We start from the raw sequence: 23706 nt of genomic DNA on the forward strand, positions 1-23706 counted from the left end.
GCGGCTGTCCAACACAAGAGCGCATTGGAGTAATTCAACACATGAAATCTGATCAGCCAAGGCTTGCGCGGCGCCCCTCGATCTGGGAACGGGCTCACTGGCGCACATCGGCATCGGCGGTGGTACTGGGGCTCGCGCTGGGCATGGCCGGCGCGGCCCAGGCCGAAAGCAAACAGGTCAACATTCCCTCGGCACCCTTGAGCGAAGCGCTGACCCAGCTCGGTCAGCAGACCGGTCTGCAGCTGTTGTTCGAGCCGGGTCTGGTCAGTGGCAAGCGTTCGACGGCAGTGTCCGGCAACATGGAGCCGCGCGCCGCCCTCGACATCATGTTGCGTGATGCTGGCCTGTCCTACCGGATCGAAAGCGACACGGTGATCATCAGCAACACCGCCAGTACCGGCGCTGCAGTGGAGCTGGGGAGCACCAGCATCGTCGGCCAAGGCATGGGTGAAGCCACCGAGAACTCTGGTTCCTATACCACCGGGCTGGTCAGTGTCGGTTCCAAGACGCCAGTGAGCCTCAAGGACACCCCGCAGACGGTGTCGGTCATCACTCAGAAGATGATCGAAGACCAGCGTATCACCACCTTGCCCGAGGCCATGAAACGAGCCCCTGGCATCACCTTGCGCAACAACAACTACCATTCTCAGCAGTTCTACTCGCGCGGCTTTGGTATCGACAACGTGCAGATCGACGGCGCCGCGCCGATGGACATCGGCACCGGTGTCGGTACGTTTTACAGCGACCGTATCTATGACATGGCTGCCTACGACCACGTTGAAGTCCTGCGCGGTTCCAGCGGCCTGCTGGCCGGTACCGGTGATCCAGGCGGCGTGGTCAACCTGGTGCGCAAGCGCCCACTGGACCACTACCAGCTCAAGCTCAACACCTCTGCCGGTTCCTGGGACAACTACCGCAGCGAAGTCGACCTGACCGGGCCGCTGGCCTTTGACGGCAAGCTGCGTGGGCGCATGGTCGCGGCCTACACCGACCGTCAGTACTTCATGGATAACCGTAGCACCGAGAAGCCCTTTCTTTATGGTGTGCTGGAAGCGGACGTCACCGACGACACCATGCTGACCTTTGGTGGCAGCTACGACAAGGTCAAAGAAAACGGCACCGGTGACGGCCTGCCGCGCTACAGCACCGGGGGTGACCTGGGCCTGCCGCGGCATACCTGGTACACCACCAACCAGGCCTGGTCCGATAGCTACACCCGCGAATGGTTCGCCAAGCTTGACCACTACTTCAACGAAGACTGGAAGCTCAACACGTCCTATACCTACTCCTATAACGACTCCACCACCGAAGGCATCATTCCCTACGGCTCGGTGGACGAGAACACCAACACCGGTCCCTACTGGTGGGGCAGCTATGTGTCGAGCTGGAGCAAGCAGTCGGTATTCGACATCAACCTCTCCGGCGGCTTCGAGGCGTTCAATCGCCGTCATGAAGTGCTGTTCGGTGCCGACTACCAGAAAGTTACCAGCCGTTGGCGTGCGGCTCAGGGCAAGGTCGGGCTGGGTGGACTGATCGACCTCTGGGACCCGCAATCCACGCCGCTGCCGACTGACGAGTCGAACCACAACTTCTACCGTGACTACTACCCGAACAAACGCGAGCAGTACGGCGTGTATTCGACCTTGCGCCTGCAGCTGACCGATCCACTGAAGTTGGTGGTGGGGGCCCGTGCCCAGCGTTACAAGTTCGAGCAGGAGTACAGCATGCGCAACCGACCGGGCACTGGTACCTGGAAACGCGAGGAGCCTGGGGTGTCGGATCGCGAGCCGACCACCCTGGTACCGTTCGGCGGCCTGATCTACGCCTTGAACGATCAGTGGTCCACGTATGTCAGCTATGCCGAAGTGTTCAAGCCTCAGGCGCAGAAGATGCAGGGGCCGCTAACCGACAAGACCTCCATTGAGCCCATGACCGGCAAGACCTACGAAACGGGCATCAAGGGCGAGTTGCTCGATGGCCGGCTGAACGTCAGCGCCGCGTTGTTCTATACCAAGCGTGAGCACCAGGCAGCGAAAGACCCCGCGTATCCCGACCCGTCGCCGAGCTACAGCAGTTCGTGCTGCTTCCTGGCACAGGACAAAATCACCAGCAAAGGCATCGATCTGGAAGCCACCGGTGAGATCACACCGGGCTGGGAAGTATTGGCCGGCTACACCTATAACCAGGTGCACAACAATACGGAAGAGACGCTCTACAGCACCGTCACTCCCAAGCACCTGCTCAAGTTGTGGACCATGTATACCTTGCCGGGTGATTTCTCCGACTGGCGCGTCGGTGGTGGTGTGACCGCCCAAAGCGCGACTTACGTGGAAGGCGAATCCTACCGCTTCGACAGCAGCTGGAACGTCATCGACAAGCAGCCTTACCAGTTCAGCGAGGCAGGCTATGCGGTCTACGATGCGATGGTCGAATACAAGGTTGATGACAACTGGACCGTTGCGGTCAACGGCAACAACCTGTTCGACCGTAAGTACTATGCCAGTGTAGGCACCTCGGAGTACGGCAACTACTACGGTGAACCCCGCAACTTCACCCTGACCTTGCGCGGTACCTTTGAATGACCTTGGTGTGATCCGCAGCAACATGAAAAACCGCCCTTGAGGCGGTTTTTTGGGTTTTTCACGGAGTATCGGGGAAAGGTGTTCTTAGGCTTGGGGCGCGAACTTATCCATTCGATGTGGCGGCGTTATTGACCCCTTGTAGCCGCCGCCGTAAAACCTGGCTACGGCGATTTGCCAGGCCCAACGCAGTCGATCGCAGCCTCGTGCCTCGGCAGCGGCAGCACGCCGTAGCCGCTGCCGTCAGGCTGCGATCGGGCGTGAAACGGCCGTAAAACCTACCACCGCGATTCGCCAGGCCCAACGCGGTGCCCGTGTTGCGACTGCGCTGCAGTCGATCGCAGCCTCGTGCCTCGGCAGCGGCTACAGCAAGTCGTGCTGCTGCCTTGCTGGTTCTTTAATGTGTGCGGCCGTGCGACAGCACGTCAGCTATGTTGAACCAGCCAATCCTCCACTGCCTGATACACCCCCTCGATCTGCCCGCTGATCCCGGACATGCGCAAAAAATCATGGGTCAACCCCGCCTGCACGACCAGGGTCACCTCGCCGCCGGCATTCTCCAGCGCATTCGCGTAGGCAATGCCTTCATCATGCAACGGGTCATACTCAGCGACATTGATATAGGCAGGGGCCAACGGCGCAAAGCTGCCCAGCAGCGGTGAGGCGCGCCAGTCACCGCGCTCGGCGGGCGGGCAGTAATGGTCGTAGAACCACTCCAGCGTCGGTGTTTCCAGCAGGTAGCCTTCGGCGTAACGCGTATGCGAAGGGCGCTGACGGGTAATGTCAGTTACCGGGTAGAACAGCAACTGCGCTACAGGCTTGAAGCTCAAGGTCGGCTCAGCACCTGTGGCCGCGATGGCTAACACGGTTGCCAGGGTAGCGCCGACACTGTCACCGGCAAGAATCAAGCGCTGGGCATTGAGCCCCAGTTGGGCGGCCTGTTCGGCGAACCAGTTAGCCGCGTCCAGTGAATCATTCACCGCCGTTGGGAACGGCGCTTGCGGCGCCAGTCGATACGCCGGAGCGAACACCGCGTAACGGCCACTGGCAGCCAGGCGTCGGCAGATCGAGTCGTGGGAATCCAGGCTGCCGACCACATAGCCCCCACCGTGGTAATAAAGCAGGGTAGGGGCATCGGTCGCCAGCTCGGCATGCTGGTAGAGGCGAGCGTCGAGCAGGTGCCCGTCGCGGGCCGGTACTTTCAGCGCCGTCACGCTCAGGGTCGCGGGCGGCGACGGATCGAGTACCGCTGAGGTCTTTTCAAATTCGCTGCGGGCCTGTGCCACACTCAATTCATGCATGGCTTGGCTCTTGCCGGTCAGGCGGCCCAGCTCGGCCAGTTCCAGAAACGCTTCCAGGTCGGGGTCCAGAGACATTGCAGTTCCTTGTAAAGAGGTAAAGGGCCGCCCGCTGTTGCGGCGGCCCTGTCGGTCAGGGGGTTACCGGCTCGGACTGCGGCAGATGCTCCAGCAGCCCTTCGATAAACGTCGGGTGGCGAAGAATGGCGTAGTGGTCGGTGTCAATCGGTGCATGCTGGCGGCTGTCGGCAAAGGCAGCTGCCTGTGCGACGTTGTTGGCGCCCGCCCACCAGCAGTGGCTGTTGGAAACGCAGCGCGGCATTTGTGCCAGGCGTGCGGCCAAGGCCTTGAGTTTCATGCCCGTCAGGAAGGTACGAGCCAGCTCGTCCGAACCGATCTCGCGCAGGGCTCCAGCGGCTTGAGTCAGGCCTTGGCGGGCCTGATCGATCACCTGCTGCAGCTGCGCCAGGCCCGCATCTTGGTCAACCACCACACGCGGCACGGCTGTTGATGGTACGCCGAGCACCACCGACAACAGGCCGCGCAAATCTTCGCAACAGTCCTCGGCAGCCAGTGGTGCATCAGCCTCGGGTGTGAAGCTGTCGACCAGGGCAACGAAATCGACCGGTTGGCCCTGCTTGATCAACTCGTCAGCCACCAGCGTTGCCAACGGGCCACCCAGCGACCAACCCAGCAAGTGGTAAGGCCCTTGTGGCTGTTTCTGGCGGATGTACTGGGCGTAGTCGATAGCCATGGCTTGCAGCGATTCGTCTTGCCAATCATCGTCCAGCAGCATGCGGCATTGCAGGCCATAGACGCTGCAGCGACCGTCCAGACGCCGGGCCAAGGCCTCGTAATCGAACACGGTGCCGAAGCCGGCATGCAGGCAGAACAGCGGCGTGTGCGCAGGGACCGAGGCGTTGAGCAACAGCAATGGATTGAGGTTGCGTTCCTCGCCTTGGTAACCGGACAACTCGGCGATGGTCGGCTTGCCCATCAGGTCGCGCAATTTGAGCTGCAAGCCCAGCTCAGGCTGGCCGCGCACTTTGGAAAGCACCTTGAGAATACGCAGGGAATCACCACCCAGCTCGAAGAAGTTGTCGGTCACGCCGACCTGTTCAAGCTCTAGAACTTCCTGCCAGATCTGCGCCAGCGCTTGCTCCAAGGCATTGCGTGGGGCGATAAAAACGCGGCCTTTAAAGTCCGGGTCGGGCAGGGCGTTGCGGTCGAGTTTGCCGTTCGGGTTCAGCGGGAAGCTGACCAAGGTCAGGATCTGCGCTGGCACCATGTAGTCGGGCATTTCCTCCAGCAGGGCGCTGCGCAAGCGTTCACCGAGGCCTTCGTCGGCCTCGGCGACGACGTAGCCGATCAGTTGCTTGCCACTGTTGTGCTCGCGGGCAACGACCACTGCATCCTGGACCTGGGTCATGCCCCGCAGGCGCGACTCGATCTCCCCCAGCTCGATCCGGAAACCTCGAATTTTCACCTGGTTGTCCAGGCGTCCGAGGTAGTCGAAGGTGCCGTCCGCACGCTGGCGTACCAGGTCGCCACTGCGGTACAGGCGCGTGCCGTCGGCCTGGAACGGATCGGCGACAAAGCGCTCGGCCGTCAGCCCCGGACGCTGGTGATAACCACGCGCGACCCCTTGGCCACCGATGTACAGCTCACCGGCGACGCCTGGCGGCACCGGGTTGAGGGCATCATCAAGGACGTACAGGGTACGCTCGCCGACGCGGCTGCCGATGGGGGCGTAGACGGCATCGCAGTGACCGCTGGCTGGCACTTTCCACAGCAGTGGGGTGACCACGGTTTCGGTTGGGCCGTAGCCGTTGGTCAGCCAAGTGGGGCGCAATGCCTGTTTGACCAGCTCGAAGTTGGCCTCGGCCACAGCGTCGCCGCCAAAGCAGTAGATCGATACCGGTGGCGGTGGCTGGTCCTGGCTCTGGGCAAATTCGGCCAGTTGCTGCAGGTAGGCCGGCGGGAAGCACGCCACGCTGATTTTATGGGTGTGCAGGGCCTGCCAGGTTTCTTCCGGCGTCCACAGGCGGTTGTCGCGCAGCACCAGTTGCCCACCGCAGGACAGGGTGGTCAGCCAGCGCTCTTGGGCGCCGTCAAAGGCGAACGACATGAACAGCAGCTCGCGGCTGTCGCGGCTCATTTCGTAGCGTTGGGCGATGGCCTGGCAATGCATGCGCAGTGGCTCGTTAGCCACCGCTACGCCCTTGGGTTTGCCGGTTGAGCCGGAGGTGTAGATCAGGTAGGCGAGGTTGTCGCCAAGCGTCCGTTGCGCTGGGCAACGGCTAGGCATCTGGTCCAGGGCTAGCTGGTCAATGGCGATCAGCGGGGCGGCCCCCGGCCAGTCAAAGCGAGTCCGCAGGCTGTCCTGGCTGATCATCAGGCTCATGCCGGAGTCTTCGACGATCCATTGCAGGCGCTCCTGCGGGTAGTCGATATCCAGAGGCACATAGGCGGCACCGGCTTTCATTACTGCGTAGAAGGCCACCACCACCTGTAGCGAACGCTCCAGGGCGATACCTACGCGCATCTCTGGCCCCACACCTTGGGCAATCAGGTAGTGGGCCAGACGGTTGGCCTGCGATTCCAGTTCGGCCCAGGTCATCTGCTGGTCGTTGCAGACCACCGCCACCACGTCCGGGCGCGCTTCGGCCTGCTGGCGCAGCTGTTCGGCCAGCAGAGGCGCGTGCGTGCGGGTGACATTCAAGCGATTATCGTGTTGCAGGCGTTGCCGTTGTGCCGTGTTCAACAACGACAGATTGCCAAGCTGCGTTGTCGGCGCGTCAAGCATCGCCAGCAGCAAGCCTTCAAAGCTGGCGCGAATCTGTTCGACAGCCTCTCCCGTAAAACGGTTACGCAAGTACAGGAACTCAATGCTCAGGGTGGTGCCGAGGTTGACGGCCAAGTCCATGGCGAAGTTGGTCACGTCGCGACCTTGTACCTCACCAAATTGCAGTTGGCCTTGGCCGGCTTCACGCAGGCGCTCGTCGATCGGGTAGTTCTCGAAGACAATGATGCTGTCGAAAAGTGCTTGGCCACCCAGGCCGGCCCAGCGCTGGATATCGGCCAGCGAGGCGTGCTCATGGTCACGGATATCCAGGTTGTAGGCTTGCAGCTCCAGCAGCCAGTCCTGTAGCGAAGTGGCCGGTTGTGGAGACTGAATCACTGGCAAGGTATTGATGAACAGCCCGAGCATTTCATCTGCGCCTGGCAGGCTCGCTGGCCGTCCGGCCACGGTGGCGCCGAAGCACACGCTGGCCTGCCCGGTGTAACGCTGCAACAGCAGCAACCAGGTGGCCTGGATCAGCGTGTTGGGCGTGACCCGCAGCGACTGGGCCAGCTCGCGCAGGCGCACGGTTTGCGCCGGGTCCCACTCCAGGTACAGCGCCGCATGCCCTTGCAATGTGGGGTCTGGACGTGAGGCCAGGCTGCTGGCCAGATGGGTAGGGCTGTCAAAGCCCGAGAACTTGCCGCGCCAGAACTGCTCAAGGGTGGCTTGCGGTTGTTGCGCCAGCCACTGGATATAGTCGCGGTAGCGCCCTGCACCCGGCGTTGAAGGCAAGCCGTCGTAGGCCTGCAGCACCTCGCCGAGCAGCCGAGAATTGCTCCAGCCATCGACCAGGATGTGATGGCCGGACCACAACAGGTGTACCCGTTGCTCGTCGAGCTGGACCAGGGTCAGGCGCATCAGCGGCGCCTGCAGCAGATCAAAGCCTTTGGCGTAATCCGCTGCGCTCAGTTGCGCCAGTGCCTGCGGCTCGACCTGGCGATCCCGCCAATCGAGCACGGTCACTGGCATTTGCACCTGGCGATAAACCAGTTGCAGCGGCTCGGCCAGTTGGCTGTCACTCCAGAAACCGGTGCGCAGGATGTCATGGCGGGCAATCACTGTGTTCCACGCCGCGCTGAAGCGCGCGATGTCCAGCCCCTCGACCGGTACCGCCATCTGATTGATGTACAGACCGGCTTCACCGGCTTCCAGGGTATGGAACAGCATGCCTTGCTGCATCGGCGACAGTGGGTAGATGTCTTCAATTCGTTCGGCTGCAACCGGCAGTGCGTGCAGCTGGGCCTGCTGCAGGCGTGCCAGAGGGAAGTCGGAGGGGGTAAAGCCGCGGTTGCGTGGATCGCAGCAATGGGCGATCAGGGCTTCGAGTTCGCGCTGGTAGTCATCGGCCAGGGCCTGAACCGTGGCGTGCTCGAACATCTGTTGGCTGAACAGCCAGCTCATGCTCAGTTCGCCATCGAAAATCTGCCCATTGAGGGTCAACCAGTTGCCCAGTTGTGCGTGCGGGCTTTGCTCCTGGCCACTGCCTTCAGCGGCCGGGGCGAACAGCGCGCCTTCATTGGCATCGAAGCTGCTGTCGAACTGACCCAGGTAGTTGAAGGTGATGCGTGGCTCGGGCAGTCCGGCCAGGCCATTGCCCAGGTGGCGCAGCACGGCATAGCCGACACCCTTGGCCGGGACTGCCCGCAGCTGCTCCTTGATCCCGCGCAGGCTCACGCCTGGGTCTTCATGAGCAGTCAGTAGCACCGGGAACAGGCTGGTGAACCAGCCGACCGTACGGGTCAGGTCGACGTCGTCAAACAAGGCTTCGCGGCCATGGCCTTCGAGCTGGATCGCCACCTGTGGGCGCTCAGTCCAGCGCGCAATCACCCGCGCCAGGGCGGTCAGCAGCAGGTCGTTGATCTGCGTGCGGTAGGCCAGTGGCGCTTCTTGTATCAGGCGGCGGGTGGTGTGTTTGTCCAGACGCAGTTGCAGGCCCTGGGCATGCTTGTTCTGCAGGCTGCCGCATGGATGATCCGCTGGCAAGTCGGTGTTGACGCCGTCCAGTTGCGCAGCCCAGTAGCCAAGCTCGTGGTCCAGTCCGCCAGACTTGACATGCTGTTCCAGGCGCTCGGCCCAGGTTTTCACCGAGGTGGTCCGGCCCGGCAGCTGCAGTGGCTGCTCGGTCAGCGCCTGGGTGTAGGCGCTCTGCAAGTCTTCGAAGAGAATTCGCCAGGACACGCCGTCGACCACCAGGTGGTGGATCACCAGCAGCAGGCGCTGGCTGTGGTCTTCCAGGGTCAGCAGGACGGCGCGCAATAGCGGGCCGTGTTGCAGGTCCAGGCTACGCTGGGTCTGGTTGGCAAGGTCGGAGAGGGTGGCCAGGGTCGCGGGCTGCTGTTCGAGCAACGGACGCGCCTGACGGTCGAGGAAGCGTGCCTGCCAGCCATCGTCGGTGTCGCTGAACACCAGGCGCAACGCGTCGTGCTGGTGCACCAGTGCCTGCAGCGCTTGTTCCAGCGCCTGGGCTTGCAGCGGACGGCTCGGCTTGAGCAGCACCGATTGGTTCCAGTGGTGACGCTCCTGACTGACCTCGGCGAAGAACTTGTGCTGGATTGGCAGCAACGGTGTGACACCGCTGGCGGGTGCCTGATCAATGGCCAGCAGGCCCTCGTCCAGGCTGGCGACGCTGGCCAGGTCCCTGACCGTCTGATGCTGGAACAGGTCCTTGGGGGTAAAGCGGATACCGGCCTGGCGCGCACGGCTGACCACCTGGATGGAGATGATCGAGTCGCCACCAAGTTCAAAGAAGTTGTCGGCCAGACCGATCTGCGCAACCTTCAGCACGTCTTGCCAGATCGCGGCGATTTGCTGTTCCAGCGCCGTACGCGGCGCCACGTAGGCTTTCTGCACACGGTTGGCATCAGGCTTGGGCAGGGCCTTGCGCTCCAGTTTGCCGTTGGGGCTCAGTGGCATCTGTTCGATGAACAGCAGCTGCGCCGGCACCATGTAGTCCGGCAGTGTCTGGCGCAGAGGTTCACGGATCGCTTCGCGCAGGACCTCCTGAGCATCCGGCGCCCACTCGCCAGGCACGACGTAGGCAACCAGGGCGCCTTCGATGGCCAACACCACCGCCTCACGCACCACGTCCTGTTCCATCAGGCGCGCCTCGATCTCGCCCAACTCGATGCGCAGGCCACGGATCTTCACCTGGTGGTCGATACGTCCACGGTAGTCGATAACGCCGTCAGCCCGCTGGCTGGCCAGGTCACCGGTGCGGTACAGGCGCTCGCCTTGGCCGAACGGGCTGGTGACGAAGCGCTCGGCGGTCAGCGCCGGGCGACGGTGGTAACCGCGCGCCAGGCCAATACCGCCCAGGTACAGCTCGCCGACCACGCCCACCGGCACGGCTTGCAGTTCGGCGTCGAGGACGTAGGTCTGCAAGTTGGCGATCGGCAGGCCAATCGGCACGCTGTCGCGGCCTTCCTCGCGGCAGGTCCAGTGAGTAACGTCGATCGCCGCTTCGGTCGGGCCATAGAGGTTGTAAAGCCCGACGGCCGGCAGCTTGGCCAGGACCTGGGTCTGAGCATCCACCGGCAATGCCTCGCCACTGCAGATGATTCGGCGCAAGCCGGTGCAACCGGTGACCTGTTCGTCGAGCAGGAACATCTGCAGCATCGACGGTACAAAATGCAAGGTGGTGACCTGGTGGGCGTGGATCAGCTCGACCAGGCGCCGCGGGTCGCGGTGATCGCCGGGGCCGGCCATGGCCAGGCGCGCGCCAGTCATCAGCGGCCAGAAGAACTCCCAGACCGAGACATCGAAGCTGAACGGGGTTTTCTGCAACACCGTGTCGCCCGCGCCGAGGCCGTAGGCTTGCTGCATCCAGCACAGGCGGTTGGTCAGGGCTTTATGGCGATTGCCAGCGCCCTTGGGCTTGCCGGTGGAACCGGAGGTGTAGATCACGTAAGCCAGCTGCTCGGGGTCCAGGGTCAACGCCGGGGCGTGCACAGGGAAATCTTCTAGCGCCAAACGGTCCAGGGCCAGCACGGGCAGTTCGGCTGGGCATGGCAGGCGCAGGTGCGACTGAGTCAGGAGCAAGGCAATGCGGCTGTCCTCGATCATGTAGGCCAGTCGTTCTTCAGGGTATTCCGGGTCCAGCGGCACATAAGCACCGCCGGCCTTGAGGATCGCCAGCAGGCCGATGACCATTTCCAGGCTACGCTCGACGGCGATGCCGACCAATACCTCAGGACCGACGCCCAAGGCGATCAGTTGGTGAGCCAGTTGGTTGGCGCGCTGATCCAGTTCGCGGTAGCTCAGTTGCTGCTCGCCCATGCACAGGGCTGGGGCATCGGGGGTGGCACGCACTTGCTGTTCGATCAGCCGGTGCACGGGAGTGTCCAACGGGTATGTGGCGGCGGTGGCGTTCCACTGCGCAACGATCTGCCGTTGCTCCTCGCCATCGAGCAACGGCAGACCGGCAATCGTGGCCTGCGGATCGGCGACGATACCCTGCAGCAGGTTCAGCCAATGGCGCGCCATGCGCTCGATACTGCGGTGCTCGAACAGGTCACTGGCGTAGATCAGTGCCGCTGACAGCCCGTGGCCGCTGTCCTGGGTTTCCAGGGTCAGGTCCAGTTGCGCAGTGCCGGCGTCCCACTCCAGTGCTTCGACCGTGAGGCCTGGCAGCGTCAGCGGTTCGGCCTGGCGCGTGGTGCTCTGGTGGTTGTACATGGCCTGGAACAGCGGGTTGTGGCTGAGGCTGCGCTCCGGTTGCAGCGCCTCGACCAGTTGCTCGAAAGGCAACTCCTGATGTTGCTGGGCACCGAGTGCCGCTTCCTTGGCGTGTTGCAACAGTTCGAGGAAGGAGCGGTGCGTGCTGAAGTCCGCTTTGAGCACCTGGGTATTGACGAAGAAGCCGATCAGACGCTCGGTTTCCAGGCGATCGCGGTTGGCGATCGGCACGCCGACGCGGATGTCATCTTGACCGCTGTAGCGATGCAGCAAGGTCTGGAACGAGGCCAGAAGCAACATGAACAGGGTGACTTCCTGCGCCTGGGCCAACTGGCGCAGTTGCTCGACCAGGCCCTCATCCAGTTGCAGGTCGACCCGCCCACCACGGGCGCTCAAGGTCGCCGGGCGTGGGTGGTCGGCAGGCAGTTCGAGCACGCCTTGGGCCCCGGCCAGCTGCGCGGTCCAGTAGTCCAGCTGGCGCTCACGCTCACCGACGGCCATCCACTGCCGCTGCCACACTGCGTAGTCGGCGTACTGGATTGCCAGGGGCGGTAAATCGGTCTGCAAGCCTTGGCTGCAGGCACGGTAATGCTGCACCAGCTCTTCGACCATGACCTGCATCGACCAGGCATCGGAAACGATGTGATGCTGCACCAGCAGCAGGACATGTTCATCGTCGCTGACCTGTAGCAGGTTGACCCGCAGCAGCGGCCCTTCACGCAGGTCGAATGGGCGCTGCACCTGGACCTTTACGTAGTCGCGGATTCGCAGCTCCTGGTCGGCACCGCTCGCCAGTGACTGCACCTCGAGGTGGAACGGCTCAGGCTCGGCGATGTGTTGCAGGGCCTGGCCATCGCTTTCGACGAAGCGGGTGCGCAGGCTTTCATGGCGGGCCAGCACCTGGTTGAATGCTGTTTGCAAGGCAGCGAGGTCAAGCTTGCCGCGCAGTTTCAGCGCCGCCGGAATATGGTAGGCCGCGCTCTCTGGCTGCAATTGCCAGAGGAACCACTGGCGCTCCTGGGCGTAGGACAACGGCAATGGCTGGCTACGGTCGACGCGGCTCAATGCGGGGTGTTCGTTGACTGCGGTCTGTCCCAGCGCCAGGCACAAGGCTTCAAGGGAGTTGTGCTCGAACAGGGTGCGTAGGGCGACATCGATACCCAGTTGCTGGCGGATGCGCGAACGGACCTGGGTGGCCAGCAGCGAATGGCCTCCGAGTTCGAAAAAGTTGTCGGCCAGGCCCACGCGTTCGACGTGCAGCACGGCTTGCCAGATCGCCGCGATCTGCTGTTCCAGCGCGCTGCGCGGCGCTACGTAGTCACGCTGCGCCAGGCTCGCATCGGGCGCGGGCAGGGCTTTGCGGTCGAGCTTGCCGTTGGTGGTCAATGGCAGGTTGTCGAGCAGCAGCACGTGCGCCGGAACCATGTAGTCGGGCAGCGCCGCTTTGAGTCGGGCCTTGAGTTGGGCGATGTCAGGACGCACACCTTCGGGTACTACATAGGCCACCAGGTGTGGGCCGGTGGCACTGTTTGGCGCCAGGACCACGGCATCGCGGATGCCTTCAAGGGCTTGCAGGCGGGTCTCGATCTCACCCAGTTCGATACGGAAGCCGCGGATCTTTACCTGGTGGTCGATGCGGCCGATGTACTCGATCACGCCATCGGCGCCGAAGCGTGCGAGGTCGCCCGTGCGATAGAGACGGCTGCCATCGTTGTCGAACGGGTTGGGAATGAAGCGGGTGGCGCTGAGGTCGGCACGGTTGAGGTAACCGCGGGCCAGACCCGCACGACCAACGTACAGCTCGCCGATGCAATTGTGCGGGACCGGGTTGAGCTGGGCGTCGAGCAGGTACCAGGACAGGTCCGGGATCGGCTCGCCGATGGGGCTGACGTTGGCCTGTTCTAGGTCGGCCAGCGACAGCGGTCGATAGGTGACGTGCACCGTGGTTTCGGTGATGCCGTACATATTGACCAGGCGCGGAGCCTGGTCGCCGAAGCGCTGGAACCAGGGGGCCAGGCTGCCGACATCCAGCGCTTCACCACCGAACACCACGTGACGCAGACGGTTGTCGCGCTGCTGGTTTTGCGCAGCGCAGGCCACGTGCATGAGCTGGCGGAAGGCCGAGGGGGTCTGGTTGAGGACACTGACGTCCTCGTCACAAAGCAGACGATAAAAATCGTCGGGCGAGCGCGTGATGTCCTGTGGCACGATCAACAGACGGCCGCCCTTGAGCAGGGCACCGAAGATCTCCCACACCGAAAAGTCGAACGCGTAGGAGTGAAACAGGCTCCAGACGTCGTTGTGGTCGAAGCCGAACCAGTCCTGGGTGGCGTCGAACAGGCGCAGCACATTGCGGTGCGGCAACAGCGTGCCTTTGGGCCTGCCGGTAGAGCCGGAGGTGTAGATGACGTAGGCCAGGTTATCAGGATGCACGGTGACGTCGGGGTTGCTGTCGGGCAAGCCTGCCGCGGCGCCGTCGAGGGTAAACGTCGCCAGCCCCGGCGGTACCGGCAAACGCTCAAGTACGGCCGACTGACCGAGGAGCAGGACGATGCCGCTGTCTTCGATCATGTAGGCCAGACGGTCGTCGGGGTACTGCGGATCAAGCGGCACATAGGCACCGCCGGCCTTGAGAATAGCGAGGATGCCGACGAGCATGTCGAACGAGCGCTCGCAGGCCAGCCCTACCAATTGGTCAGGGCCGATGCCCTGGGCGATCAGTTGGTGAGCCAGGCGGTTGGCGCGACGATTGAGCTGGTCGTAGTTCAGGTGCTGACCTGCGTGGGTCAGGGCGATGGCATTGGGGCGTCGTGCAGCCTGTTGCTCGATCAACTGATGCAGGCAATGTTCGACCGCAAAGCTGCGCGGCGCCGGGTTCCATTGGGCCAGGGTCGCGTGCTGTTGCGCTTCACCGAGTAGCTCCAGCTCACCCAGGCGCTGGTGCGGATCGCGGACGATCGCGCGCAGCAGGTTCAGCCAGTGACCGGCAAGCAGGCGCGCGTCCTGTTCGTCGAACAGGTCGCAGGCATAGATGAACGAAGCCCACAGGCCTTGCTCCGATTCGTAGGTGTTCAACGCCAGGTCGAACTGCGCGGTCTGGTTGGCCCACTCGATTGCTTCTACCGTCAGGCCCTGCACCTGGCTCGCCGCCTCGGTGTCGCTCGGCGCGGCGCTGAGGTGGTTGTAGACCACCTGGAACAGCGGGTTGTGGCTCATGCTGCGTTCCGGCTGCAAGGCATCGACCAACTGTTCGAACGGCAGGTCCTGATGAGCCTGGGCGCCGAGGGCGCGTTGCTTGACCTGTTGCAGCAGCTCGCTGAACGATTGTTGAGCGTCGATCTGCGCGCGCATCACCTGGGTGTTGACGAAGAAGCCGATCAGCCCTTCGGTTTCCACCCGATTGCGGTTGGCGATGGGCACACCGACACGGATATCGTCCTGGCCGCTGCAGCGCTGCAGCAAGGCCTGGAACGAAGCCAGCATCAGCATGAACAGCGTCACCCCTTGCTGCTTGGCCAGGGCTTTGAGCGCTTGGCCGAGGCTGGCCTCAAGCGCTACTTTGTACCGTCCGCCGCGGTCGCTGCGCAGCGCTGGGCGCGGGCGGCGGGCGGGCAGTTGCAATACCGGTTGCTCGTCACCCAGTTGCTCAGTCCAGTAAGCCAGTTGTTCTTCGCGCCCGCCGGCTTCCAGCCAGTGGCGCTGCCAGAGTGCGTAGTCGGCGTACTGGATGGGTAGCTCAGGCAGGGGGCTGCTGTGGCCAGCGAGGTAAGCGCTGTAACCGGTGACTAACTCCTTGACCATCACTTGCATCGACCAGGCGTCGGAGACGATATGGTGCTGCACCAGTAGCAAGACGTGATCGTCGGCCGCCAGGCGCAGCAATTGCACCCGCAGCAGCGGTCCGTTGTGCAGGTCGAACGGCCGGGCGATCTGCTCGGCGATGTAGGCCTGTAGCTGTTCAGCCTCAGCGGTTGGCGCCAAGGGCAGGGTCAGTTGCTCAATGGCAATGCAGCCCATGGGATCGATCAATTGCAGGCGTTGCTCATCCTTCTCGACGAAGCGCGTGCGCAGGCTCTCATGGCGCGCGACCAGGGCATCGAAACTGGCCTGCAGCGCCTGAGTGTCCAGGGTGCCGCGCAAGCGCAGGGCGGTGGGCAGGTTGTAAGCGCTGCTGCTCGGATCCAGGCCCCAGAGGAACCACTGGCGCTCCTGGGCAAACGACAGCGGAACATGCTCAAAGGCCTCGCGGGTCGTCGGGATCGGCAGACGGGCGATGTTCACGCCCTTGCTGACCATCTGTTGATAAAGCGTTTTGCGCTGGGCTGTTGGCAACTTGATGAAGCGTTCGATCAAGTCGGACAGGGCTTTACTTTGCATCATTGAGTCTCCAGCACATCGAGCAGATCGAACAGATCGGTCAATTCGGTTTCAGTGGTTGGCGCGACTGGGGCCGGCAAGCGCCGGGCAAAGTCTTCCAGGCTTGCGCTTTCGAACAGCGCCGCCAGCGGCGCCTCGATGGCCAGTTCCAGGTGGATGCGCGAGGTGACCTGGGTGGCCAGCAGCGAGTTGCCGCCCAAGGCGAAGAAGTTGTCATCCAGGCCGACCTGCTCGGCCTTGAGCACGGTCTGCCAGATCCTCGCCACGGCCTGTTGCAGTGCACTTTCTGGCGCGCGGAACAGGTGTTCCGGGCCGTGGGTTTCCAGGCGGGCCAGGGCTTTGCGGTCGAGCTTGCCGTTGGCATTGCGCGGCATCTGCTCCAGCACCTGGTACAGGCTGGGGTTCATGTAGACCGGCAGGCGGCGCTTGAGGAAGCTGCGCAAGGCGTCCAGCCCACCGTGGTCGGCACGCGACTCTGACTCCAGGGTGAGGAACGCCACCAGTTGCTTGCCCAGCGCATGCTCAACCACCAGCACTGCGGCTTCGCGAATCCCCGGGAACTGGCTGATCTGTGCCTCGATTTCACCCAGCTCAATGCGAAAGCCGTTGACCTTGACCTGCTGGTCGACCCGGCCCAGGTATTCCAGGGCGCCATCGTCCTTGCGCCGCCGCGCCAGGTCGCCGGTCTTGTACAGGCGCTCACCCGGCTGCAAGGCGAAGGGGTTGGGCACGAATACACTGACGGTCTTGCCGGGGTCCGCGCAGTAGCCGCGGCCGACCCCGACACCGGCGATACAGAGTTCACCCACGGCGCCGTCGGGCACCGGGCACAGGTAGTCATCGAGCAGGTACAGGCGATTGTTGTCGGTGGGGTAGCCGATAGGAATGTAGGTGCGCGCGGTCGAAGCCGGGTCGATCTGATAGAACGCCACGTCGTCGGAGCACTCGGCCGGGCCGTAGGCATTGATCAGCGGGATGCGCGGGTAGCGTTGCAACCAGGCGGCGGCGGTCTCGGCAGGCAGCGCTTCGCCGGTGGGCAGCAGCCAGCGCAGAGCCGCCAGTTCGCTGTGCTGCTCTTCGAGCAGGGCCTGGATCAGCGCCGGAACGATCTCCACCACCGTCACCCGTTGCTGCTCGATCTCCGCCAGCAGGCGTGCCGGATGTTTGGAAACCTCGTCGGGAATGATGCGCACCTGGGCGCCGCACAGCAGCGCGGTCAGGAACTGCCAGACCGAGATGTCGAACGACTGCGAGGCGGTCTGGGCGATGATGTCGGTGCGGTCCAGGCTCAGGTACGGCACCTTGCTCAACTGGTTATTGAGCATGCCTGCCTGTTCGACCATTACTCCCTTGGGCAGGCCGGTGGAACCCGAGGTGAAGATCACGTAGGCCAGGCTGTTCGGGGCGCTGTAGATGCCCGGACGGCTATCGCTGTAGTCGCCGGCGAGCAGCGTTTCCCAGACCAGCAGTTGCACTGGCTGCGCCAGGGTTGCCAGCAATGCCTGCGCACGTTGTTCATAGCGGGCGCTGCAGATCAGTACCGGGGTGCGGCTGGCGGCCAGGATGTTGGCAATGCGTTCATCGGGGTGGCTCGGGTCCAGCGGCAGGTAACCGGCGCCGGCCTTGAAGGCGCCGACGATGCTCGCCAGCAGCTCCAGGCTACGCTCGGCGAGCAATGCCACCGGTTGGTCCTGGGTGACGCCATGGGCGAGCAAGGCATGGCCCACGCGGTTGGCCTGGCGGTCCAGCTCGGCATAATTCCAGGCGCGGTCCTGGCAACTGGCGACTTGCTGTTGGCCGTGTTGATCGACCTGTGCCTCGAACAGCTCGATGAACGAGCGGTCCAGGGCGTGGGTCACTTCGGTCTGGTTGTGCTGCAGGATCCATTCGCGGTGCTCGCCACGCTCCAGTTGCGCCACCTGCTCCAGGGGGGCCTGCAACTGGCCGGGCAGGGCTATCAGGAACTGCTGGAACTGCGCCAGCAAGGTGTCCATGGTCGCCCGGTCGAAGTAGCGCGTGTCGTACGACAGGTGCAGACCGAGTTGCTCGCCGGGGTACACCACGACGGTAATCGGGTAGTTGGTGTGGGTACGCGATGACTCGGAGATCACCCCCATGTCCTGGGCATCGAGGCCGACCGAAGCGGCCATCGGCGCATTCTCGAAGACGAACAGGCTGTCGAACAGTTGCTGGCCCTTTTGCAGCTCACTGCAGGCCTGGATGTTGACCAGGGGTAGGTAGTCGTATTCACGCAGCGAGACGTTGGTCTCGAGGATGCCGTGCAGCCAGTCCAGGGTGCTGCTGCGCAGGTCCGGTGACGGCAGCGTGATCCGCAGCGGCACGCTGTTGATGAACAGGCCGACGGTGTCCTGCATTTCGGGAATATGTGCCGGGCGCCCGGACACGGTCACGCCAAAGACAATGTCGCGTGAGCGGCTGTGATGGTGCAGGGTCAGCGCCCAGGCAGCCTGGACGAAGGTATTGACGGTCAGCCGCTGCTGGTTGGCCGCCTCCAGCAGTTGCGCGCTCTGCTCGCTGCTGAGCCAGGTGTAGTTGTCGTCGATCACCGAATGCGCTGCAGCGCTGACCTGCGGGCGGTCAGTGGGCAACGGTGTGGCCTGTTCCAGGCCTTGGAGCTGGGCTTGCCAGAACTGTTGCGCGGCTAGCGGATCCTGCGCTTGCAGCCACTCGATGAAGTTGCGAAAGCGATAGGGGGTACTCAGCTGGCTGGGGCGGCCCTCACGTGCGGCGTGGTAGATCTCGAAAAAGTCAGCCATCAGCAGTGAACGACACCAGGCATCGATGAGGATGTGGTGGTTGCTCATGACGAAGCGATGGCTCTGGTCGGCCAGCTTGATCAGTTTGAAGCGGATCGGTGGCTCTTTGGCCAGGTCAAAACCGGCTTCGCGCTCTTCGCGCAGCAAGTCGATGATGCGGGGTTCGGCCTGTTCCAGGGCCAGGTCACTGAGGTCGAGCAACTCGACCTGCACCTTGCTGTTTCGGTGGATCACCTGCAGCAGCTCGCCGCCGGTGTTCCACAGGAACGAGGCGCGGATCGCCTCGTAACGCTGTACCACCTGCTGCCAGGCGGCATCGAACAGGGTGTAGTCGATGGCTTCGCGGATGGTGTAACACTCTTGCATGAAGTAGATGCCTGAGTGCTTCTCCAGCAGGGTATGCACCAGCAGGCCTTCTTGCATCGGCGACAGCGGGAAGATGTCATCGATGTTGCGTACCGGGATCGGCAGAGCGTCGAGCTGCTGCTGGCTGAGCGTGGCCAGGGGGAAGTCCGAAGGCGTCAGGCCCAGATGCGCGCCGCTGCTGCAGTGTTCGATCAGTTGCTCCAGCGCCTCGCGGCAGTGCTGTGCCAGTTGCTCAATCTGGGCTTGGGTGAACATCTGCTGGCTGAAGTTCCAGGCCATGTTCAGGCGGTTGTCGTAGATTTGGCTGTTGATCGTCAGCCAATTGCCCAGTGGGGTATCGGCGCTCCTCTCTTCGCCGACCGGTTCGCCACTTGGGCTGAACAGGGCACCGTTGTCGCCATCGAAGCTGCCGTCGAACTGGCCCAGGTAGTTGAAGGTGATGCGCGGTTGAGCCAGCGCCGCGAGCTGTTCGCGCACGGTGCTGTCGCCCAGGTAGCGCAGCGCGCCATAGCCGATGCCCTTGTTTGGCACTGCACGCAGTTGTTCCTTGATGGTCTTGATTGAGCTGCCCAGCTCAGCCTGGGGCGACAAGCGCACCGGGTAGAGGCTGGTGAACCAGCCGACGCTGCGGGTCAGGTCGATGTCGTCGAACAGCTCTTCACGGCCGTGGCTTTCCAGCTGTACCAGCACCTCAGTCTGGCCACTCCAGCGCTGTACGGCACGGGCCAGGGCGGTCAGCAGCAGGTCGTTGATTTGCGTGCGGTAGGCGGCGGGGGCACTCTGCAACAACTGACGGGTGTGGGCTTGGCTCAATTGCACTGCGACGCTGCCGGCGTAGCGGCCAAGCAGGCTGCCTTGGGCATTGGCGCCCGGCAGGTCGCCGACTGCGCCCTGCAGTTGCGTCTGCCAGTAGTGCAACTCGGCTTGGACCGCGGTGCTGCGGGCGTGCTCGCGCAGGCGCTCTCCCCAGGCTTTGAACGCACTGGTCTTGGCCATCAGCTTGGGTACTTGCCCGACTTCAAGTTGCTGGTAGACCTGCTGCAGGTCTTCGAACAGGATGCGCCAGGACACACCATCGACCACCAGATGGTGGATCACCAGTAACAGGCGCTGGCTGCCGTCGGCGAGGGTCATCAGTACCGCGCGCAGCAATGGTCCATTGTTCAGGTCGAGGCTGCGTTGGGCCTCGTTACTGACGGCTTCCAGCGCTTGGGCATCAGCCACTGGACATCGCCACAGCAGTTCGCCTGCGTCGGCTACGGCGCCATGGATGGCGTGCCAGCCGTTGTCGTCCTGGCGAAAGCGCAGGCGCAGCGCGTCGTGGTGTTCGACCAGCACGGCCAGGGCTTGGCGCAGGGTGTCCGGCTGCAGGGCGGTGGCGGGCTTGAGCATCACCGACTGGTTCCACTGCTGGCGGCGGTCGATGTCACTGGCAAAGAAGGCCTGCTGGATCGGCAGCAGGGGGGCTTCGCCGTGTACCGGGCCCTGATCGGTCTGGACGCTGTTTTCACCCCATTGCGCAACCTGGGCCAGGCTGCGGATGGTCTGGTGTTTGAACAGGTCTTTGGGGGTGAAGCGGATGCCTGCCTGGCGGGCGCGGCTGACCACCTGGATGGACAGGATCGAATCACCGCCCAGTTCGAAGAAGTTGTCATTGACGCCGATCGGATCGAGCTTGAGCACGTCCTGCCAGATGGTGCTGATCTGTTGCTCCAGGGCATCCCCAGGTGCCTGGTATGCGCGTTGTCCCTGGGGCGTGTCGAGGGCGGGCAGGGCGCGGCGATCGAGCTTGCCGTTGGCGGTCAGCGGCAGGCTGTCGAGGAACAGGTAATGGGCCGGGACCATATAATCCGGCAGGCTCTGCAGCAGGGCGTCGCGCAGGCTGGCGGCGGTATGCTCGAAGGTTTGGGCGCTGGCCAGGTACGCGACCAGTTGTGCACCGTTGGCGGTCGGTTGTGCCAGTACCGCCGCTTCGGCGATACCTGGCTGTTGCAGCAAGTGGGCTTCAATCTCGCCCAGCTCGATGCGCAGGCCACGGATCTTGACCTGGTGATCGATACGGCTCAGGTAATCCAGATTGCCGTCGGCACGGCGGCGCGCGAGGTCGCCGCTGCGGTACAGGCGCTCACCGTTGCTGGCGAAAGGATCGGGTACGAAACGCTCGGCGGTCAGGCCTGGACGCTGGTGGTAGCCGCGGGCCAGGCCAGCACCGGCGATGCACAGTTCACCGGCACTGCCTTGTGGGCACGCTTGCAACTGAGCGTCGAGTACATAGACGCGGACGTTGTCGATCGGCAGGCCGATCGAGGCAATGGCGCTGTCGACCAGGCCGTCAATGCTGTGGTGGCAACTGTCGATGGTCGCTTCAGTGGGGCCGTAGAGGTTGATGATGCGACCGCGCCACAGCGCTTGCAATTGAGTGACCAGCGCCGCGCCCAGGGCTTCACCGCCGAGCAGCACCAGGCGCAGGCTGGCCAACTGAGCCGCGTCAGCCTGGGCCAAGAGCGCCTGCAACAGCGACGGCGCCATCTGCAGCACGGTGATGCGCTCGGCCGCGATCTCTTGCCACAGCAGCGACAGGTCCTGGCTCAGGGCTGGGCTGGCCAGTTGCAACTGGGCGCCGTTTTGCAGGGGCAGCCAGAATTCCCAGACCGAGGCATCGAAGCTGATCGCGGTCTTTTGCAGTACCCGGTCCTCGGCCTGGAGTTGCAACGCCTGCTGCATCCAGGCCATGTGGTTGGCCAGCGCCCCGTGGCGAACCTGAACGCCCTTGGGTTGGCCGGTGGAACCGGAGGTGTAGATCATGTAGGCCAGGTGCTCAGGGTCGACCGCTACCTGGGGCGCGACGCCGGGATAGCTCAACAGTTCGTCGCCGGTGCCACTCAGGTACAGCGCCTGGATACCCGTCGGCAACGGGATGCCGTGGTTGTGCTCAGCCGGCTGCAAGACCAGCGTGATGCCGCTGTCCTGCATCATGTAGGTCAGGCGTTCGCGCGGGTAATTCGGGTCCAGCGGCAGGTAGGCACCTCCGGCCTTGAGGATTGCCAGCAAGCTGACCACCAGTTCGACGCTGCGCTCCAGGGCGACGCCGACGAACACTTCGGGCCCCACCCCCAGTTCAATCAGCCGATGGGCAAGGCGATTGGCCCGGCATTCGAGGTCGGCATAGCTGAGCGATTGCCCGGCGCACGCCACGGCCAGGCGCTCAGGCGTGCGGGCGGCTTGTGCAGCGACCTGCAGATGCACGGCGGGCAAGTTTGGCCGCGCCACGGCGTTAGGATTGCCAGCGGCCAATAGCGCCCGTTGCTCGTCGCGGTCGAACAGGGTCAGCTCGCCCAGCGCGCACTGTGGCCGTTCGAGCAGGTCAGCCAACAGGTTCTGCCAGTGGCGGGCCAGGCGCTCAACACGGGCCGCCTCGAACAAGGTGCTGTCGTATTCGAAGCGGGCCTGGAGGTTGCGCGGGCTGTAGGCGATGTCCAGCGACAGGTCGAATTTGGCTTCCTGCTGACCCAGCGCGAGGAATTCCAACGCCAGGTCAACAAAACGCAGCGGGCCCTGTTCGCCGGCGTCGACACGCCAATTGAACAGGGTCTGGAACAGCGGGTTGGCCTGGCTGCTACGCTGCAGCTGCAAGTCCTCGAGGATCAGCTCCACGGGGTAGTCGGCATGCTCCAGGGCGGCCAGCGACTGCTCGCGTAGCACGTGTAAAAAACTCAGTACCGGTTGGCTGCCATCAAGCTGCGCACGGTAGATCTGGCTGCTGACGAAGTAACCCACCAGTTCCTGGGTCTGGGCCTGGTTGCGGCTGGCGTTGGGCACGCCAACGGTAAAGTCGCTCTGCCCGGCATGACGACCGAGCAGCAGTTGCCAGGCACCGAGCATGACCACGAACGGGGTCAGGCCGTGAGCCTGGCAGAAGGCATTGAGGCGGCTCAGCAGGGGCGCAGGCAGGTGCGCGGTGAAGCTGCCAGCGACCGCCACCCGGTCTTCGGCGCGAGGGCGGTCTACGGGCAAGTCGAGCGGAACAATCTGCTCGCCCAGGTACTCGCGCCAGTAGCGGGCAGCCTTGGCATGCTGCGGTGTAGCGGGGTAGTCCTGGCGCTGCCAACGGGCATAGTCGGCGTATTGGATGGCCGGGCGCGGTAGGGCCTGGCTGTCGCCTTGCAAGGCGCTGCGGTAAGCGCTGGCCAGGTCTTGCATGAGAATCGGGTTGGACCAGGCGTCCGAGACAATATGGTGCATGTTCAGCAGCAGCACATGACGGTCTTGCGCCAGGCGGATCAGGCTGGCGCGGATCAGTGGTGCGCCGCTCAGGTCGAACGGCTTTGCCGCCTCAGCCAGTAGTCGCTGCTGCAACTGGGTATCGCGTTCCTCTGTACCGAGAGCTGACAGGTCCTCGCGTTGCAGCTGCAGGTACGCCTGCGGCTCAAGCACTTGCATGGGCAGGCCGTCGATTTCCTCGAAACGCGTTCTGAGGATGTCATGGCGCTGGATAACCTGCTGCAGTGCTGCTTGCAGGGCATCGGCCGCCAGTTCACCCTCCAGCGACAAGGCGCGAGGCACGTTATAGGCAGAACTCTGTGGCGCGAACTGTTGCACAAACCACAAACGTTGCTGGGCGAACGACAGCGGTTGTGGCTGCTGGTCGGTGTTGGCTGCGATGGCGTCCGGGGTACCTGCCTCGTCGGCCATGAGCAAGGCCAGCAGGTCGTCTTCGGGAAGGGAGTACTCTGGGTTTATCATCGATCTCGTCGCCGTCGGCAGAGGAATTGTGCGTTCTCAGAAAGACG

At 63.5% G+C, this 23706-nt stretch carries 4 protein-coding genes; 1 reads left to right on the forward strand and 3 read right to left on the reverse strand.

Going from position 1 to position 23706, the window contains the following annotated elements; all coding sequences use genetic code 11:
- Positions 1–41 precede the first annotated feature (41 nt).
- Positions 42–2582 carry a TonB-dependent siderophore receptor gene (locus CX511_RS09690; RefSeq protein WP_101291864.1) on the forward strand — a complete coding sequence of 847 codons (2541 nt, stop codon included), beginning with the start codon at positions 42–44 and terminating at the stop codon, positions 2580–2582.
- A gap of 422 nt (positions 2583–3004) precedes the next feature.
- On the opposite strand, the gene CX511_RS09695 is transcribed toward CX511_RS09690, so the two are convergent.
- The 3 genes from CX511_RS09695 to CX511_RS09705 are packed head-to-tail and all read right to left on the reverse strand — an operon-like array spanning position 3005 to position 23659.
- Positions 3005–3955, reverse strand: coding sequence for an alpha/beta hydrolase (locus CX511_RS09695; protein WP_101291865.1), 951 nt, complete (start codon positions 3953–3955; stop codon positions 3005–3007).
- 55 nt (positions 3956–4010) lie between these two features.
- A complete protein-coding gene (locus CX511_RS09700; protein ID WP_220639161.1) occupies positions 4011–15773 on the reverse strand; it encodes a non-ribosomal peptide synthetase in 11763 nt (3920 codons plus the stop codon).
- Positions 15773–23659: a non-ribosomal peptide synthetase gene (locus CX511_RS09705; RefSeq protein WP_101292831.1), complete on the reverse strand. Its 7887-nt coding sequence runs from the start codon at positions 23657–23659 to the stop codon at positions 15773–15775. Before CX511_RS09705 ends, CX511_RS09700 begins: the two co-directional genes overlap by 1 nt.
- Between the last annotated feature and the right edge of the window lie 47 nt (positions 23660–23706).

It is taken from the genome of Pseudomonas sp. S06B 330, assembly GCF_002845275.2.
Taxonomy (GTDB): domain Bacteria; phylum Pseudomonadota; class Gammaproteobacteria; order Pseudomonadales; family Pseudomonadaceae; genus Aquipseudomonas.